The sequence below is a fragment of the Pantoea coffeiphila genome, from assembly GCF_016909495.1.
Classification (GTDB): domain Bacteria; phylum Pseudomonadota; class Gammaproteobacteria; order Enterobacterales; family Enterobacteriaceae; genus Erwinia; species Erwinia coffeiphila.
The window spans coordinates 357,442-375,244 of sequence record NZ_JAFBFW010000001.1 but is presented as its reverse complement, the minus strand read 5'-3'; the positions used below and the strand labels follow the sequence as shown (position 1 = coordinate 375,244).

Annotated in this window: 16 protein-coding genes and 1 pseudogene; 9 read left to right on the top strand and 8 right to left on the bottom strand. The window is 53.2% G+C overall.

Annotated elements, in window-relative coordinates:
* Positions 1-67: 67 nt before the first annotated feature.
* The 4 genes and pseudogenes from JOE09_RS01735 to JOE09_RS01720 all read left to right on the top strand — a co-directional run.
* Positions 68-949, top strand: a pseudogene (locus tag JOE09_RS01735) (multidrug effflux MFS transporter); the annotation flags it as partial.
* A gap of 185 nt (positions 950-1,134) precedes the next feature.
* Complete coding sequence (locus tag JOE09_RS01730; RefSeq protein ID WP_105593777.1) at positions 1,135-1,812, top strand: heavy metal response regulator transcription factor; 678 nt, start codon at positions 1,135-1,137, stop codon at positions 1,810-1,812.
* A 14-nt stretch (positions 1,813-1,826) separates the two neighbouring features.
* Positions 1,827-3,209 carry a heavy metal sensor histidine kinase gene (locus tag JOE09_RS01725; RefSeq protein WP_205065087.1) on the top strand — a complete coding sequence of 461 codons (1,383 nt, stop codon included), beginning with the start codon at positions 1,827-1,829 and terminating at the stop codon, positions 3,207-3,209.
* Positions 3,210-3,306: 97 nt separating this feature from the next.
* Complete coding sequence (locus JOE09_RS01720) at positions 3,307-3,690, top strand: DoxX family protein (RefSeq protein ID WP_205064558.1); 384 nt, start codon at positions 3,307-3,309, stop codon at positions 3,688-3,690.
* 157 nt (positions 3,691-3,847) lie between these two features.
* Here the strand turns inward: JOE09_RS01720 and JOE09_RS01715 are convergent, their stop codons facing one another.
* The 4 genes from JOE09_RS01715 to speC form a co-directional block, all read right to left on the bottom strand.
* Positions 3,848-4,102, bottom strand: coding sequence for a YdgH/BhsA/McbA family protein (locus JOE09_RS01715; RefSeq protein WP_234480149.1), 255 nt, complete (start codon positions 4,100-4,102; stop codon positions 3,848-3,850).
* Between the two features lie 171 nt (positions 4,103-4,273).
* A complete protein-coding gene (locus JOE09_RS01710) occupies positions 4,274-4,513 on the bottom strand; it encodes a hypothetical protein (protein ID WP_205064557.1) in 240 nt (79 codons plus the stop codon).
* A gap of 21 nt (positions 4,514-4,534) precedes the next feature.
* Positions 4,535-5,890 carry a putrescine-ornithine antiporter gene (potE, locus tag JOE09_RS01705; RefSeq protein WP_205064556.1) on the bottom strand — a complete coding sequence of 452 codons (1,356 nt, stop codon included), beginning with the start codon at positions 5,888-5,890 and terminating at the stop codon, positions 4,535-4,537.
* A gap of 55 nt (positions 5,891-5,945) precedes the next feature.
* Positions 5,946-8,108, bottom strand: coding sequence for an ornithine decarboxylase (speC, locus tag JOE09_RS01700; protein WP_205064555.1), 2,163 nt, complete (start codon positions 8,106-8,108; stop codon positions 5,946-5,948).
* 242 nt (positions 8,109-8,350) lie between these two features.
* Between speC and JOE09_RS01695 the strand changes: the two genes are divergently transcribed.
* From JOE09_RS01695 to JOE09_RS01685, 3 genes are all read left to right on the top strand, one after another.
* Entirely contained in the window at positions 8,351-9,796 is a 1,446-nt protein-coding gene (locus JOE09_RS01695) for a sigma-54 interaction domain-containing protein (protein WP_205064554.1), read from the top strand.
* Positions 9,797-9,874: 78 nt separating this feature from the next.
* Positions 9,875-10,510 carry a carbonic anhydrase gene (locus JOE09_RS01690; RefSeq protein WP_205064553.1) on the top strand — a complete coding sequence of 212 codons (636 nt, stop codon included), beginning with the start codon at positions 9,875-9,877 and terminating at the stop codon, positions 10,508-10,510.
* Between the two features lie 76 nt (positions 10,511-10,586).
* On the top strand, positions 10,587-11,006 hold the full coding sequence (locus JOE09_RS01685; protein WP_205064552.1) for a hypothetical protein: 420 nt from the start codon (positions 10,587-10,589) through the stop codon (positions 11,004-11,006).
* Between the two features lie 111 nt (positions 11,007-11,117).
* Here JOE09_RS01685 and JOE09_RS01680 read toward each other — a convergent pair whose 3' ends face one another.
* Positions 11,118-12,221, bottom strand: coding sequence for a YncE family protein (locus tag JOE09_RS01680; RefSeq protein WP_205064551.1), 1,104 nt, complete (start codon positions 12,219-12,221; stop codon positions 11,118-11,120).
* Between the two features lie 134 nt (positions 12,222-12,355).
* Positions 12,356-13,285: a nucleoside recognition domain-containing protein gene (locus JOE09_RS01675; RefSeq protein ID WP_105593770.1), complete on the bottom strand. Its 930-nt coding sequence runs from the start codon at positions 13,283-13,285 to the stop codon at positions 12,356-12,358.
* Positions 13,286-13,519: 234 nt separating this feature from the next.
* On the opposite strand from JOE09_RS01675, the gene JOE09_RS01670 reads away from it, so the two are divergent.
* Both JOE09_RS01670 and JOE09_RS01665 read left to right on the top strand, forming a co-directional pair.
* On the top strand, positions 13,520-14,269 hold the full coding sequence (locus tag JOE09_RS01670; protein WP_338049272.1) for an HAD-IIB family hydrolase: 750 nt from the start codon (positions 13,520-13,522) through the stop codon (positions 14,267-14,269).
* 27 nt (positions 14,270-14,296) lie between these two features.
* A complete protein-coding gene (locus JOE09_RS01665) occupies positions 14,297-14,992 on the top strand; it encodes a B3/B4 domain-containing protein (protein ID WP_205064549.1) in 696 nt (231 codons plus the stop codon).
* Between the two features lie 72 nt (positions 14,993-15,064).
* Here the strand turns inward: JOE09_RS01665 and adhP are convergent, their stop codons facing one another.
* Positions 15,065-16,090 carry an alcohol dehydrogenase AdhP gene (adhP, locus tag JOE09_RS01660; RefSeq protein ID WP_105593766.1) on the bottom strand — a complete coding sequence of 342 codons (1,026 nt, stop codon included), beginning with the start codon at positions 16,088-16,090 and terminating at the stop codon, positions 15,065-15,067.
* Positions 16,091-16,117: 27 nt separating this feature from the next.
* Positions 16,118-17,638 carry an acetaldehyde dehydrogenase ExaC gene (exaC, locus tag JOE09_RS01655; RefSeq protein ID WP_200546480.1) on the bottom strand — a complete coding sequence of 507 codons (1,521 nt, stop codon included), beginning with the start codon at positions 17,636-17,638 and terminating at the stop codon, positions 16,118-16,120.
* Between the last annotated feature and the right edge of the window lie 165 nt (positions 17,639-17,803).

Sequence of the window (17,803 nt, the reverse complement as noted above, 5' to 3'; positions counted from 1 at the left end):
CCGATCGGGTTTTCTACCCGCTTGCTGCCGGTCACTTTCTACGACTTATGCCCTGCGACTCAACGAGATAACACCCGTGAATAATTCCACCATTGCCAAAACCGGCATCGCCTTTATTGCCATCCTCAGCGCGCTGATGGCCTTTACTTCACTGTCGACGGATATTTATCTGCCCGCGATGCCAGCGATGTCGATTTCGCTACACGGTGATGCGGCGCTGACCGTAACCGGTTTTTTGATTGGTTTCGCCATTGCCCAACTTATCTGGGGGCCGATTAGCGACAGATTTGGACGCAAGCCACCGCTGTATATCGGCATGATCCTGTTCGCTATTGGCTCAGCGGGATGTGCCCTGTCTACTGAAATGTATCAGATCGTATTCTGGCGAGTTTTCCAGGCGGCAGGTGCCTGCACCGGTCCGATGCTGGCACGCGCCATGATCCGCGATCTCTTCAGCCGCACCCGTGCCGCACAGATGTTATCCACGCTGATTATCGTGATGGCGATTGCACCTATTGCCGGTCCGCTGCTCGGCGGACAAATTATGCGCTATTCACAGTGGCCGGTGATTTTCTGGTTTCTCGCAGCCGTTGGCGTGCTGATGTTTTTCGCCCTGTTCTGGCTGCCTGAAACTCTCCCTGCGGAAAAACGCACGGGTGATTCGCTCGGCAGCGCCTTCACTAACTACCTGCACCTGCTGGAAAATCGCAGCTTTATGCGCTTTACGCTGTGTGTGACCTTTTATTATGTCGCCGTGTATGCCTTCATCGTTGGTTCGCCCGCGGTCTATATCAGCGGGTTCGGCATCGATCCCCAGCATTATGGCTGGCTGTTTGCAGTCAACATTGTCGGCGTGGTGGGCATGAGCTTTATCAATAAGCGGCTCGTTCAGCGATTTCCTCTGGCGGGAATAATGACGACATTTACCCTGCTGTGCGGGATGATGGCATTTGGACGAATGGGGGATCAGGCCATAACCGACGCTGAATAACCAGGCAGCGAAAGGAAAAAGATCGAATTTAGCACCCATCGTCATTTTACTGACAAAAATGTCAGCAAAAAGTCAGCCTGCGGACCAGAGCTGTAATTATAATAGCGGCCGTAAACCGAGTAAGAACAGAGAAACACCCGATCATGAAAATACTGCTGGTGGAAGACGAGCTGAAAACGTCCTCCTATATCACCATGGCGCTGAGAGAACAGGGATTTATTGTCGATACCGCCCATGACGGCAGAGACGGCCTGTTCCTGGCCGTCGAATACGATTACGACGCGATCATTCTTGATGTCATGCTGCCAGAGATGGACGGTTATGAAATGCTCGCCAGCCTGCGCGAAAGCAAAAGAACACCGGTGCTGATGCTATCCGCGCGCGGCTCGCTTGATGAGCGGGTCAAGGGCCTGCGCCTGGGGGCCGATGACTATCTGCCGAAACCATTTTCACTGACCGAACTGATTGCCCGATTGCAGGCGCTGCTCAGACGCCGTTCGATGGACAGTTACGATATTGCCCATTTACAGGTTCACGATCTGACTATCGATCTGCTGGCGCGCCGGGTAATTCGCGACGGCAGCCGGATTGATTTAACCCAGAAAGAGTTCGCCCTGCTCAGTCTGCTGGCCCGACATCAGGGCCAGGTCATGTCAAAAATGATGATCGCCGAACAGGTATGGGATATGAATTTCGACAGCGATGCTAACGTCGTTGAAGTCGCCATTAAACGGCTGCGGACCAAGGTCGATGCGCCGTGGGATATCAAACTGCTGCACACCGTGCGCGGTATGGGCTACGTGCTTGAGTTTCGAGATTAACCATCATGCTCAATCTGTTCAGAAAATCCATTTCCGCCCGTCTGGCATTAATGTTCACTGTGGCGACGGTAAGCATGGCGCTGGCCTACGCCGTTTGCCTGCGCGTGACGTTGCAGGAGTCGCTGGAAAAGCAGATGCATAACGAACTCCAGTTTCGTTATTCGCTGGTTGAACCGATGATTGTCTCCCGGGCTTCTGCCTATGACTGGCAGCTGCTAAAAGCGAAATTCGTTAATCTTTCTACCTCCGAAGGGGGGCGCGTACAGTACTGGATTATCAGCGACGACCCGTTTTATCACCTCGGTGGACCGGTGCCGCAGGGTGTGAACCTGAGAGCGCTGGAAGATGGTTTCAGTAAAGTTGACCTGCCCGATGCCAAAAAATGCCCGCTGTTCCTGATGGCAAGTACCCTTCCCGCCAGCGGTAACAGGCCCGCATTACGTTACGTTGTAGCGATTGACTCCACGCCCTATATGGGCACGCTGGAAGAATTTACCCGGGTACTGCTGTTTATCACCTTCTTCGGCGTGATTATGGTCGCTCTGCTGGGTTACTGGATTTCCCGCGCGGGCATGAAGCCGATAAAAGCGCTGAGCGCGCAGTCGCATCAGCTGGTTCCCGGGAAACAGAAACAACGGCTGTGTATCGATTCGCTGCCGGAAGAACTGCATGCGCTGGCAGAGGCCTTTAACGGCGTACTGGTCCGCCAGGAAAAGGCCTGGGAGCAGCTTGAGAGCTTTAATGCCGACGTCGCGCACGAGCTGAAAACACCGTTAACCAATTTAATAGGCCAGACCCAGCTGGCGCTTTCCCGCGACCGCAGCGTAGAACAGCTGCAAAATATGCTGGGATCGAATCTTGAAGAGCTTGAGCGCATGTCGTCGATTATTAATGACATGTTATTCCTGTCTCATGCCCAGACCGGTAAGTTTGCCGCTCAGATGGCGCAGGTTTCCCTTCGCAATGAAAGTCAGAAAGCGGCTGAATATCTTGAGCCGTCACTAACGGAACGCCATTTGTCAGTGCGCATCAACGGCGACGCTACGGCATATGTAGACCGCAGATTGTTTACCCGCTCTCTGGCTAATCTTCTCAGCAACGGTTCACGCTACGCCCGCGAAGGCAGCACGATCGATATTAATATCGTGCAGTCCGAGAGGTTCATTTCGGTGTCGGTGTTAAATGAAGGTGCAGAGATTGAGTCTTATCACCTTGAACGCCTGTTTGAACGCTTTTATCGCGTTGACGGTTCCAGAACGCAGAGCAGCAGTAATCACGGGCTGGGACTGTCGATTGTTAAAGCGATTGCGCTGGTTCACGGAGGCGATGTTTTTGTTAACAGCCGCGATGGCGTGAATACTTTCGGTTTTACCCTTGCCGTAGCCGAAAAGCGCTAACCTTACCGCGCTGTCAGCCAGCGGTCACCTTAATGACAGCCCCTGTTTGCCAGGATGATAATGAACTTTCATCCTTCCAGACAAACAGGGATCTATCATGTATGAAAAAGTCGTTTTAATTATTGCCCGCATTATTATCACCCCGCTGTTTATTTATAGCGGCATGGGTAAAATTCTGCATTTTTCAGATAACGTGGCCAAAACGCCTTTCGGCGATACGTTGGTCGGACAGTTAATGATCGTGGCGGCGATAATTATTGAGTTAGGCGGCAGTCTCTGCTTCTTAATTGGGTATCGATTAAAGGCCGTGTCGATTATCTGGATTGTCTATGTATTCCTCACCAGCGTGCTTTTCCATCAGTTCTGGCTATATACCGGCGCCCAGCAGAGCAGCCAGTTTATTGCCTTCGGTAAGAATCTGAGCATTATTTCCGGGCTGCTTTATTTCTCCCTGTTCTCTCCTGAGCGCCGTCAGTCGTAACGTCCGTTAGAGTGGAGAACGGTTAAAACCGGCGGTCTGTCCCTGCCGCCGGCGATCTCGCCATGATACACGACAGAAAGGTTCAGACGTCAAAAAGCCAGCCTGATTATCAGGCCGGCTAAGTGTTTCATTATAAGGAGTAACGCGATTCAGCGGATTACTGGTAAATAATCGCCGTTCCGCTCAGCAAGTTATGCCCACCGGCAGCGATAATTTTATAGCGGCTGGCGTGCTGTTTATCCGCTTCCTGTTTAATCATGCTCTCAAGATTTGACAGCGTGGTGGCACCAGAAACGGATACGGTTCCTTTCTTCACCAGGCCGCTGGTATCTTTAACGGCTTCCGCCGCATTAGCGAAGGATGAAATAACCAGAGCACCGGTTAGCAAGGTCATAGCGATACGCTTTTTCATAAATATCTCCCATTTGAATTCATTATTTCTGATGGGATAATTATATTTCATCGACCCTGTTCTTTAGCTGACATGAAAATGACATTGCTGTCATAATCCGGAATTAACGTGCTTCTTTACCCCTGGTTTTCCTGGATTGACAATAATGTGTCAGCCTGTTTCAGGCCCCGGTTAATATATCGACAGCGTATTGGCAAGAAGGTCATTTAAGTTCTCAGGTATTTCTCTTGCCGTCCTTTTATCCCCTGCCAGAACCAGGTTAACACTGTTGCAGAGGTAAAGTGTATTCATGCCAATTTGTATGTTGTAACTAATGGAGACCTCTATGATAAAACCGTTCGGAACTGCATAGGCATACGGGATATTGACGGGGGATTGATCTTGCCAGACGCAGGCGACGAGCAGTTTCACCTGCCCGCCGCCTGCTGCGGATTACTTATCGTGGTTTTCCATATACTGCTTGTCTTCGATACGGTTGCGCTCTAACTCAAACTTCGGCGCGATAAAACCATACAGATTCCAGCCAAGGAACGTTGCCAGCGCGCCCCACGTCAGGGCTTCAAAGCCTGCGCTGTACAACGCATAGTAGGTATAGAGCGTTGCGATAATCATGATGGTATTGGTTATCCGCATCTCGCGTTTACTGACGTCGGCCAACCGCTGCATGGTTACCAGAGCCGCCATCGACAGCAGATACGGGATCAGGTTGGTAATCACCGCCAGGTTAACCAGAATATCAAACTGCTTGGTCAGCGACGGGCTGATGGTCATAAAGGTGACAATAGTCTGCCCTACTACCAGAATCAGCATGCCTTTTACCGGCGCGCCCATCTTGTTCACGTGGGTGAAGACACGATGGTAGAAACCGGCTTCTGCCCCGGATTTACACACCTGAGCAAAAGTAAACTGCCAGCCCAGCAGCGAGCCGATACAGGCCAGGCACATCAGCGCCATAATGATTTTACCCACCAGCGGCGTAAACATATGGCTGAACGCCACACCAAACGGCGCGGTGGAGTTAACCAGATCCAGGTTCGGCACAATCCCGGCGATGACGTTGGTAGAAATGATATAAATCACCGCAGCGCCCAGCGTTCCGCCCAGTACCGCAATCGGCACGTTGCGCTCGGGATTTTCAACCGCATCGCTATTGGCGCAGGCGGATTCCAGACCCAGGAACGCCCACAGCGTAATAGAAATCGAGGAGCTGATCGCCGAGAACAGCGGCTTGTGATGCGGATTCCATGCCTCTATATACTGCTGTGGACTGAACCAGAACCAGCCGATAATGCACAGCCCGACAACCGGAATGATCACCCCCCAGATAGTGATTGAACCGAGCTTACCGGTAACGGCGGAACCGCCGAAGTTGGCCAGCGTGGTCACCCACAGCACGGCCACGGTGGCCAGACAGACCCCCACCGGCGTCAGCAGCACATCGAACAGTTCAACCCCATAGCCAACCGCCGTAATGCCAATCGTCACGTTGGTGACAAGGCAGGAAATCACGTAGGTGTAGTTAGAGATAAAGTTACCGCCGGTGCCCAGCGGATACTGTGCGTAACCAAACATCCCGCCGGGTTTACGGCTGAATCGACCACATTTCGCAAAAGAGTAGGCCAGCGCCAGCGAACCCAGCGCGGTTACCAGCCAGGATAATATTGAGATGGTGCCGACTTCCGCCAGCTTGGTCGGCAGCAGGATAATCCCCGAGCCCATCATGTTGATGATGGTCAGGATGATCAGCTGCACGACGCCCATTTTTTTCGTCGGTTTTGAATCAGACATAGTTTCTTATCCTTATGACGGCCGCCCGGCAACACTGCCCGCGCGGCCGTTCTTATTATTGTTTAATAACGTAACCGCAGACCTGAACGCTGCCCTGTGCATTAACCTGCGAATAGACGCCCTGCAGTTCCGGCGCGAAGCCAGGCAGGAGATCGATAACCATCTCCCAAACTTTGAAATACTTCAGTACCGCCCCGCCCCACACTTCGCCAGGTACGATACAGATAATTCCCGGTGGATAAGGTAAAGCCCCCTCTGCCGCGATCCGTCCTTCGATCTCATTCAGGGCCACCAGCTCGGTGTGGTTACGCACAAACTCCAGATTGGCTTTTTGTGGCAGCATTGCCTGCCGTGGCAGAGTCTCCTTACGGAACAGCGCCTTTTGCAGATCCTTGATGTTGTTACGAACGTAAATATCGTGCATTTCCTGGCACAGACGACGCAGGGTATAGCCCTGATAGCGTTCGGCGTGATCGGCATAGATTGACGGCAGAACATCACACAACAGCGCATCTTCAGCCACCAGCTGTTCAAAGCGAGAGATCAGCGCGACCAGATACTGAATTTTTGGTAAATCTGAAGAGGGAGTAATCAGGAACAGGATCGAGTTGAGATCGCTTTTTTCCGGCGTAATGCCGTGTTCACGCAGGAAGTTACACAGGATAGTGGCCGGGATACCGAAGTCGGCATAGCCGCCGGTGTCAATATCAATGCCCGGCGTGGTCAGCAGTAGCTTGAACGGGTCAACAAAGTACTGATTTTTTTCGAAACCCTGATAGGCGTGCCACTTTTCGCCCGGAACATAGTCAAAAAACTTCAGATCGTTGGCGATTTCGTCGGTGCTGTAATCCTGCCACGGTTTACCTTCAATCATCGGAGGAATAAACGGTTTGATCATGGTGCAGGTTTTCAGGATCAGTTTCCGCGCTTCAATGCCAACCTTAATCGCATCCTGCCAGATTTTCACGCCGGCTTTGCCTTCGTGCATCTGGGCATTCACATCCAGCGAGGCGAAAATAGGATAGTTAGGACTGGTAGAGGCATGCAGCATATAGGCATTGTTCATATGCTTGTGGTTGCAGTAATAAGGCTGATGCTTCATATGACGATCTTTTTTATGGATCTGTGATGCCTGGCTGAAGCCCGCCAGCAATTTATGCACTGACTGGGTTACCAGGATACCCGGATCGTTCTCTTTCAGCTCCAGCAGCATCGGCGAGCAGTCACGCATCATCGGGATAAACTGTTCGTAACCGACCCAGGCCGAATCAAACAAAATGTAGTCACAGAGATGACCAATTTTGTCGACTACCTGACGGGCGTTATAAATACAGCCGTCATAGGTGCCAAGCTGAATAATCGCCAGACGGAATGGACGCGGGCAGTCGACCTTCTCCGGCGCAACGGCTTTAATCTCTTCTCTGAGGTAACTTTCTTTAAAACAGCGGGCATCAATTCCGCCGATAAAGCCAAACGGATTACGACAGGTTTCCAGGTAAACCGGCGTTGCTCCCGCCTGAATCAGCGCACCGTGATGGCAGGACTTATGGTTATTTCGATCGAAGAGAACCAGGTCGCCCGGAGCAAGTAGCGCGTTGGTCACAACTTTATTCGAAGCCGACGTGCCGTTTAACACGAAGTAGGTTTTGTCGGCGTGGAACACTTTGGCGGCATGCTGCTCGGCCTGACAGGCAGCGCCTTCATGAATCAGCAAATCGCCCAGACGCACTTCGGAACTGGCCATATCGGCGCGAAAGGCCGTTTCACCAAAATAGTCAAAGAAGCGCCTTCCCGCGGGCGTCTGACGGAAGAACTGGCCGCCGTTATGGCCCGGCGTTGAAAGCGACACATTACCTTTTTCGGTATATCGAGTCATCTCTTTGAAAAATGGCGGCAGCAGGTTTTCTTCATATTCACTTGCCGCAAAATTGATTTGCTTACCAAAAAATTCTTTCGTCACACCATTAATATTAATGACGCCGCGCATCCGTTCCAGAATGTCTGGCGGCAATATCTCATCGTTCTTGAGTGCAGCAAAAACGGGGATATTAAACTGGGTTTGATTAACGGAATCCAGATGCCCATCCCTGATGTCCTCCATCGTTAAAACAACGGCGCCAACATCGGTAAAATCCGTTTCTGTAATATCAATAATTTCCCGTTCAATGATAAAACTATTTAACGTTTTCTGGGTTGCAGCAATTTTAAGTTTTTTCATGATTTTCCCTTGGCTTTTTTCAGATCCATTTATGGCGTGTGCGTTACCGCAGCGATTAAATCCTGCAATCGCCATGCCAAATAAACAATCCATATAACTCAATGGGTTAACACAAATAGTGCTGTTTAAAACCCAGACATAATTCAAAACGTTGTACTTCCGTCTGTTTTTCGACACACTCCTCGTTAACCCTGTCAGGGATAAAAACTAAGGAAAAAAAATTTTCAGGAGCCGTAAACAGAATGGAATCGCAAAAAGAACTGGTGCGCATGGTGTCGCTGTTTTCCCGTTTTTTTGACTTAATTCATCAACCCATCACGATTATCGATCGGCAGGCGAAATTCATTTATTACAACCAGGAAAGTGCTGGTATAGACGGTTACAGCGTCCAGTCTGCGCTGGGGAAAAGCGTGCAGGACGTCTATGGTCTGTGCAAAGAAAAGAGCACCATGCTGCAGGCGCTGTATGACGGCAAAGAATTTATTGGTAATTATCAGATTTATTACAATCGGAAAGGGAAAGCCGTTGAGTTTCAGCACACCACCGTTCCGCTGTATAACAGCAGCGGAGAGATCCAGGGAGTGATTGAAATTGGCCGCGATATCTCCTCTACGCGGATCTTGCAGGACCAGGTGGTTGAGCTGAACAGCCTGCTTTACAACCATAACCAGAGCGAGAAGAAGTACGAAATTGTTACCGCTGACCCGCAGATGCAAAAGTTAATCGGTCAGGCCAAACGCCTGGCCGCAGGTGACGTTCCTGTGATGATCGTCGGTGAGACGGGAACGGGCAAGGAGCTTTTTGCCCGCCTTATTCATCACTACAGCAACCGGGCGGACAAACCGTTTATCGCACTGAACTGCGGAGCCATTCCGGAAGCGTTGATTGAAAGTACCCTGTTCGGAACGGAGAAAGGCGCGTTTACCGGTGCCGAACATCGCCAGGGTTATCTGGAACTGGCTCAGGGAGGTACGCTGTTTCTGGATGAGCTGAACTCCATGCCGGTCGGTTTGCAAAGCAAGCTATTGCGCTTTTGCCAGGATAAAACTTTCTGGAAAGTGGGTGGTTCACGCCAGCAGACGTCAGATATTCGAATTCTATCAGCGGTGAATGAACCCCCGTCGGAGCTGCTTAATAGCGGCCATCTGAGGTCCGATCTCTATTATCGTTTGTGCGTCGGTCAGCTGGTGCTACCGCCTCTCTGCGAGAGGCCGGCTGACATCCGCCTGCTTTCAAATTATTTTATTGAAAAATATAACAATATTGTCAGCTGCCAGATCACCCATATCAGTGAAGAGGTAACCCGGCGGCTCACTCAGTTGCCCTGGCCCGGCAACGTGAGAATGCTGGAGAATGTGATACTGCGCAGTATGCTACAGCAGGAGCACAACGGCCCGCTGGACGTGCTGGCCTATGATGATGAAATTTCTTCCCCGGTCTCCTTCCGCCAGGTGAGTAAACCCGAAGAAGACGTCGGCCCACAGTCTATTCCTCAGGAGGGCCTGGATGTGGCAATTGATAAATTTGAACGTCAGCTGATTATCAACGCGCTTAACAGTACTCAGGGCAATATCGCCAGGGCCGCACAGGAGCTGCAGATAGCCAGGACCACGCTATACTACAAAGTGAAAAAACATCGCCTTACGCTGTGCGTCAGCGACGGGCGTATGCCGGAGAGTCAGGTGTAGATTTTTCTGATAAGTTGCACGCGGCGGTGCTTCGGTGTCAGAATATTATTTCACGATAAAAGAAGGTAGAGATCTGCTATGCAGCACATTGTTGAAGGTTTTCTGAATTTCCAGAAAGATGTTTTCCCTAATCAGAAAGAATTATTCCGCAGCCTTGCTTCCAGCCAGAATCCCAAAGCGTTGTTTATCTCCTGCTCCGACAGCCGTCTGGTGCCTGAACTGGTCACCCAGCAGGAACCCGGACAGCTCTTTGTCATTCGTAATGCCGGCAATATCGTGCCCTCTTTCGGCCCTGAACCGGGCGGCGTTTCTGCGACCATCGAATATGCGGTAGTGGCTCTGGGCGTCACCGATATTGTTATCTGCGGCCACTCCAACTGCGGCGCAATGAAAGCCATCGCTACCTGCCAGTGTCTGGACCCTATGCCTGCCGTTCAGCACTGGCTGCGCTACTCCGATGCAGCGAAAGCCGTTGTCGAGAAGAAAACCTACACCACTGAAGAAGAGAAAGTGAATGCGATGGTGCAGGAAAACGTCATCGCTCAGCTGAACAATATCAAAACGCATCCGTCCGTGGCGGTTGGCCTGCGTGATAAGGCGATTCGCCTGCACGGTTGGGTTTATGATATCGAAAGTGGCGCGATCCGCGCACTGGATAAGAATACCCAGGACTTCGTACTGCTGTCCGAGAATCCGGGCGTTTGCTACGAGTAATCGCCAGAGGGGCACGGACGCCCTCTTCCCCCTGTTACAGAATCAGTACGTCGCCACTCCTGAACGGACCCCACGATTGAGCCGAAAACGAAAGAGAACCGGCGGTAATCCGGCTATACATCCCCCCAAAGCCCCGCTTGCCACACCGATGCGGCGCTATTTACGCAGCGGAGAATTTGGCTGGAACTTTCTAAGCGGCCTGCTTTTTTATGGTATCGCAATGTTTACCTTAATTAAGGACTTTTCCCTCTGGTTTCTTCTGCCAGCGCTGCTATTTATTGCTTTGTATCCCTTCGCGAAAAAGGCAATGGATTCCCTGGTGATACACCTGTTCTCCGTTCGAGTCTGTAATTTTCTGAACGGGTCGCCACGAGGTCTGGACGCGATTTATAATATCCTTGTCATTATGCCGCTGACGTTGCCACTGGCGCTGGGCTGGTTTATCTATTGCCACCGTGCGGCGCGCAAGATGCGGCAGCAGGAAAGTATGCAGTAAAAGCGCGGATAAAAAGAACGGGCAGCAAGCCTGGCAGAATGTCTGGGTGAGAGTGAACCGAACCGCGGGGGATAAGCTGCCGGGGCAAATTCGTCCCCGGCAGAACAAAGCTTAGTTCAGCGCGATGCGCGCTACGCTGTCCGGCCCTTTTGCCGTATGCGATTTATCCAGCCCCTGCTTGACGCTGACGTACAGCGTCTGGCCGTCCGGGGAAAGCTCCAGGCTGTTCGGATGGCTGTCAAACGACCAGCTGTTTTTCACCGCGTAACTGGTCGCATCCAGCTGCAGTACCTTCTTCGATTCGCGCTGGCTGATGTAGATCTCGTTGCGTTTGGCGTTAAACTTCACCGCCAGCGCATCACCAGGCAGGCGCTTAATCACTTTGCCGCTGCGCTCATCAAATACCAGTGTCTCTTTCGCTTTCGAATTATCGGTCACGAACAGACGTCCGGTGGCAGGATCTTCCGCCAGGTTGAGGAACAGATACGGTTTATCGTCACCCGCCGTCCAGCGCTGTTCGATTTTGTGGCTGCGCGGATTGATCACCAGAATTTCACCGCCGCCGTTGGCCGCGTAAACCTTATTGGTCAGCGGAGACCAGATAATGCCGGTAACCCATTTTCCGGCGTTTTTAATGGTGGTTTTCAGTTTCAGCGTTTTCGCATCCACCACCCAAATCACACCCGGATCGCCCACACCGCCAACGTACAGCAGACCATCGTGAGCCAGGATTTCGCGACTGCCCAGCGCATCCCCTTTCTTGCTGCGATCCTTAAACATCAGGCGCTGTAATACTTTACCGCTCTGCGCATCAACCTTAGTGATGCCGCCGTCCACCGTGTTGGTAATGTAAATCGCGCTGCCGTCAGCGTCCTGCGCCACGCCAAAGTTTTTCAGATCGGTGTGCGTTTCGCTAACTGTCTCGAGCGTTTTGGGGTCCAGACGGTAGATAACTCCGCCGTTAGACGTTTTGAATCCCTGAGCGCTGGCAACGTACAGCCCTCCCGCAGCCGGAGAATAAGCCATCTCATACAGCCCGGCGGCGAGTTCGCGCTGGGTGAGCCGACTATCTGCGGGTTTAGATTCGCTGGCGCCAGCAGCAGGCTGCTGCGCGGCCTGCGCCTGTTTCTGCGGAGCCTGACAGGCCGTCAGGCTGAGTGAGGTCACAATCGCCGCAGCGACCAGGGCTTTACGTGGGGTAAACAACGATCTCATTTCTGGCTCCATCAATGGACAGGCATCCCGCCCGGCTAATCCGGCGCGGGTGCATATAAGAGAATGAGAATCATAAGCATTTACAAATCTTATGTAAATGCGTTGTTTACAGAAGGGGTAACAGAATGAACCATTCAGAACATCGTGCTGTGCAACACCGTACGCAGCAGAATACCCACCAGCGCACCGGGCAGCGCAAAGCGGAACAGCCTGACAAAGCGGCTGGCAATACCGAGGTAGATGCCAATACCGGGCAGATCCAGCGTCTGCACCATAAACCCGGCAGAAGCGTTAACCTGCTGGGCGGTCATTAATCCCCTGTGCAGCAGATCGGATACCACGCCAAAATAAGCGGTTCCCCCCGCCAGGCATTTGGTTAACGCCGGAAGAATAAACACCTCGGAGACATGAAAGAAATCCAGCACCGGTGCAATCAGCCGGGTCAGCAGTTCAATCGCACCCGCCTCTTTCAGGATACCCACCACGGTCAGCGACAGGATCAGCATCGGGACCGAGCCCAGCGACAGGCGGATTGCATCCGACCCGGCGCCGTTGATAATGGCAATAAGCCCGGTTGCGGATTTATCTTCCGGCGGCGTGTCATCCCGCTGCAGGGAGGCGACCGACAGCCTGCGGCCGAAGAAATACCAGGTGATTGCCGCAGCGGCCAGTCCGCCCGCCACCGAAATACCCAGCGCCGCGCCCCAGTGCAGGCCAAAAGGGATCAGCGGATAGAAGACGTTTCCCTGCCCCATGGCAAACAGCATGGCCAGCGTCGCTGCAAGATGGCGGTCCGATGCGCCTCTTTTTTCCATAATGGCCAGCGCGGCCAGCGGTGCGGCAAAGCTGACAAAGTTAAGCTGGATCAGCGCAAAAATCCCCATCCCGGTAATACCAAACGGCTTCAGCACCGGCGTCATCACCTGCACAATGCGGTCCAGAATTCCCCGGACCTCCAGGTATTTCATAATAATCAGCATAACGACCATAATGGGGATCAGCGTATAAAGCGCCACATTCACCGAGGCTTTACCGGCCGACATAATGATCCCAATGATATCCATCAACGACTCCGAACGGGGGAAATTGCCAGTACGTTAACTCAGCCAGGGATTGACCGCTATGGTCGCGAGGATTCTTTTTTTGAATAACCGCTTAGCGGCTTAAAATAACAACGCAGCTAAAATATAACCGCCAGGAATCATCCTGGTTGGTTAACCCCCCTTTTTCGGTGAATAACCGGCCATGGCATGTTAATCTCTGACTGTAAAAAATATCGCATATATAAAGGGAACACGGTGACAACCTATATCTTTGACCTGGATGGTACCATTATTACGAACGGAAAACCGTTACACTGTAACCTGGCAGAAAATATTATCTCGCTCGCCAACTCCGCCCGCGTTATCTTTGCCTCCGCCCGCCCGGTGCGCGACATGCTTCCTCTGCTACCGCGTGAACTGCACGACTGCCTGATGGTCGGCTGTAACGGGGCGATGGCCTGGCAACAGGGTGAGTGCCTGTTCAGTAACCGCTTTGATAATCGGGCAGCTGAAATGATGATCGGCCTGCTTCAGCAGCATCAGGTGCCTTATGTGCTCGACGGCCACTGGAGTTTTTCCACGTCGCAGACCGCGCATACTTTCCACGACTATATGCGCACTCTTACCGACAGTGAAATCCCGGAAAGTGAACTGGTCAGTCAGGGAGTGAGTAAAATTCTTATTCTTGATGGTGAATTCCGCGCGAAGACGGATGCATTTCTGCAGCAGAATGGTTTCGAATTTTCTCTTCACCACCATCGTCACGAGAATATATTCGACATTACTCCCCGACAGGAGAATAAATATCTGGCACTGAAGACGCTGGGAGTGGATTTCAACCGCAGCATTGCTTTTGGCAATGACAGCAATGATTTTGAGATGCTGAATAATGCCGGAATATCCATCTTTACCGGCGAACCGCATTATTACGTTGGTGCCAGCCACTATTGCAAAACCGAGCAGCTGCCTGCCCTGCTGCGCGAATTTTCAGTGGTCCAGGCGTAAGAATATTAGTCACCCATGGAGTATGCAATGTTTGCCGTTTTACCATCAATCGACAATCGGATCGGGGAAATCGCTCCAGGCTTCAGGGCCTTAAGTATCAGCGTTGAGGCCGCCCCGCTTACGCGGCCTGAATTCGCCGCAGAGGCGTTGAAGGCGGCCTGTCTTTTTGTCAGCGAACAGCAGCCCGACTGGGCAGTGGCGCATCTGGCTGCCTGGGCGGACGTTTTTCAGAAATTCGGGGCAAAACCGAAGCGCACGCCCTGTTCCGCCGAGGCGCTGCGCAAGCGTGTACTGCGCGACGGCACGCTGCCGGCTATCGATCCGGTGGTTGACCTGTATAACGCCATCAGTATTCGCTATGCCATTCCGGTGGGGGGCGAAAATATCGCGGCATATCAGGGCCAGCCGCGTCTTTGCGTGGCGGAAGGCGACGAGCAGTTCGATACGGTGAAGGATGGGGCAACGGTGCTGGAAACGGTGGATCGGGGAGAAGTTATCTGGCGCGATGACCTGGGCATAACCTGCCGTCGCTGGAACTGGCGTCAGGGTGTCAGAACCCGCCTTGATGCCAGCGCGACCCGCATGTGGTTTATCCTTGAAAGCCTTCCCGCGATGCCGCTTTCTGCGGTGCAGGATGCCGGGGATGCGCTGATTGCCGGGCTGGAAGCCATGATGCCGGGAGCGGTATGCCAACAGCAGTGGCTGGGTAACACCCAGGCATAACTGACAAACGTTAAAACGGGCGCAGCATACAGCGCTGCGCCCGTGGCTACGGCTTACTACTACACTCAGGAATTACAGCGCCAGGTCGACGACGATACGTCCTTCAATCTTACCGGCGTGCATACGGGCAAAGATATCGTTGATATTAGTCAGCGGTTCAACGGCAATGTTCGCTGCCACTTTATGGCGGCCTGCAAAGTCCAGGGCTTCCTGCAGATCCTTACGGGTGCCGACGATGGAGCCACGAACGGTTATGCCGTCCAGCACCATGTTGAAGATCGACAGATCGAAGGTTCCCGGCGGCAGACCGTTCAGGACCATAGTTCCGCCACGGCGCATGGTGCCGATAGCCTGCTCAAACGCCTTCGGTGATACCGCCGTCACCAGCACGCCGTGCGCGCCGCCAAACTCTTCGTGGAACACTTTTGCCGGGTCAACATTGCGGGCGTTAGCAGTGACGGTGGCACCCAGACGCTTAGCGAAGGCCAGCTTCTCGTCATCGATATCCACCGCCGCGACGTTCAGGCCCATCGCCACCGCATACTGCACCGCCATATGGCCCAGACCGCCGATACCGGATACCACCACCCAGTCGCCCGGCTTGGTGTCGGTCATTTTCAGGCCTTTATAGACGGTTACACCGGCGCAGAGGATCGGCGCAATTTCGTTGTATTCGACGTTGTCCGGCAGGATACCCACATAGTTAGCATCGGCCAGGCAGTACTCAGCAAAGCTGCCGTTAACGGAATAACCGGCGTTTTGCTGCGAATGGCACAGGGTTTCCCAGCTGTCCAGACAGTGTTCGCAGTGGCCACAGGCGGAATACAGCCATGGCACGCCCACGCGATCCCCTTCCTTTATGTGCTTTACGCCTTCACCTACCGCAACCACGTAACCGACACCTTCATGACCTGGAATGAACGGCGGCTGCGGTTTCACCGGCCAGTCACCTTCGGCAGCGTGCAGGTCGGTATGGCATACGCCGGTCGCCACTACTTTCACCAGCAGCTGGCCGGGACCAACGTCAGGGATCGGTACCTGCTCAATGACCAGCGGTTCGCCAAATGCCTTCACTACTGCGGCTTTCATCGTTTTCATCTTGTCACTCCGTAAAAGATAACAGGCTCAGAACAGCCCTAAAGGTGCCGTGTCGTAGCTGACCAGCAGATTTTTGGTTTGTTGATAGGCAGACAGCGCCATCTTGTGCGTTTCACGCCCGACGCCGGACTGTTTGTAGCCGCCAAACGCCGCGTGTGCCGGGTAGATGTGATAACAGTTGGTCCACACGCGTCCGGCCTTGATGCTGCGCCCCATGCGATAGGCCAGATTGGTATCACGCGTCCAGATCCCGGCACCCAGACCAAACTGGGTTTCGTTGGCAATCGCCAGCGCTTCGGCTTCGTCCTTAAAGGTGGTCACGCCGATCACCGGCCCGAAGATCTCCTCCTGGAAGCAGCGCATCTGGTTGTTGCCTTTAATCAGCGTCGGCTGAATGTAATAGCCGGTATCCAGCGCTGGGGTAATCGATGCGCGATCGCCGCCGGTGAGGATCTGGCCGCCTTCCTGGCGGGCGATATCAATATAAGAAAGGATTTTGTCGAACTGCTGGCGAGAGGCCTGTGCGCCAATCATCGTATCGGTGTCCAGCGGATCGCCACGGCGAATAGTGGCCACCTTCGCCATCACGCGTTCCATAAACGGCGCGTAGATCGATTCGTGGATCAGCGCGCGCGACGGACAGGTACAGACTTCGCCCTGATTGAAGAAGCCCAGCACCAGACCTTCTACCGCTTTGTCGATAAACTCCGGCTCGGCATTCATGATGTCGGCAAAATAGATGTTCGGCGACTTGCCGCCCAGCTCGACGGTGCAGGGAATAATATTCTCCGCCGCGCAGGCCATAATGTGGCGGCCCACCGGCGTTGAACCGGTAAAGGCGATTTTCGCAATACGTTTGCTGGTCGCCAGCGCTTCCCCGGCCTCGCGGCCAAAGCCCTGTACCACGTTCAGTACGCCAGCCGGGAAGATGTCGCCGATCAGTTCCAGCAGCAGCGTAATGCCCAGCGGGGTCTGCTCTGCCGGTTTCAGCACCACGCAGTTACCCGCCGCCAGCGCCGGAGCCAGCTTCCACGCGGCCATCAGCAGCGGGAAGTTCCACGGGATAATCTGCCCGACCACGCCCAGCGGTTCATGGAAGTGGTAGGCGGCGGTGTGCTGGTCAATCTCTGCCGCGCTGCCTTCCTGAGCGCGCAGGCATCCGGCGAAGTAGCGGAAATGATCTACCGCCAGCGGCAGGTCGGCGTTCAGCGTCTCACGCACTGCCTTACCGTTGTCCCAGCTCTCGGCAACCGCCAGGTATTCCAGATTGGCTTCAATTCGATCCGCAACCTGCAGCAGCAGGTTAGCGCGATGCTGTACGCTGGTTTTTCCCCAGGCGTCGGCCGCACGGTGAGCGGCGTCCAGCGCAAAATCAATATCGCGGGCATCGGAACGCGGGAACTGAGCAATGTCGCTACCGTTCACCGGTGAGGTGTTCATAAAGTACTGACCGCTAAGCGGTTCGACGAATTTGCCATCAATAAAGTTACCGTAGGCCGCTTTGAAAGAGACTAAAGCGCCGGGCGTTCCGGGATGTGCATAACGCATCGCAAACTCCTTAATGTAGGGTAAACAGGCAGCCGTGAATGAATCCTCGTAGCGGGTGTTTTTTTGGCTGCATTGAGGTATTGCAGTTAGCGTGCCAGTTTTTTTAGCTTGCGATATTCTAAAAAATGATGATACTTATCATGCTGTTACAACGCTAATAACCTT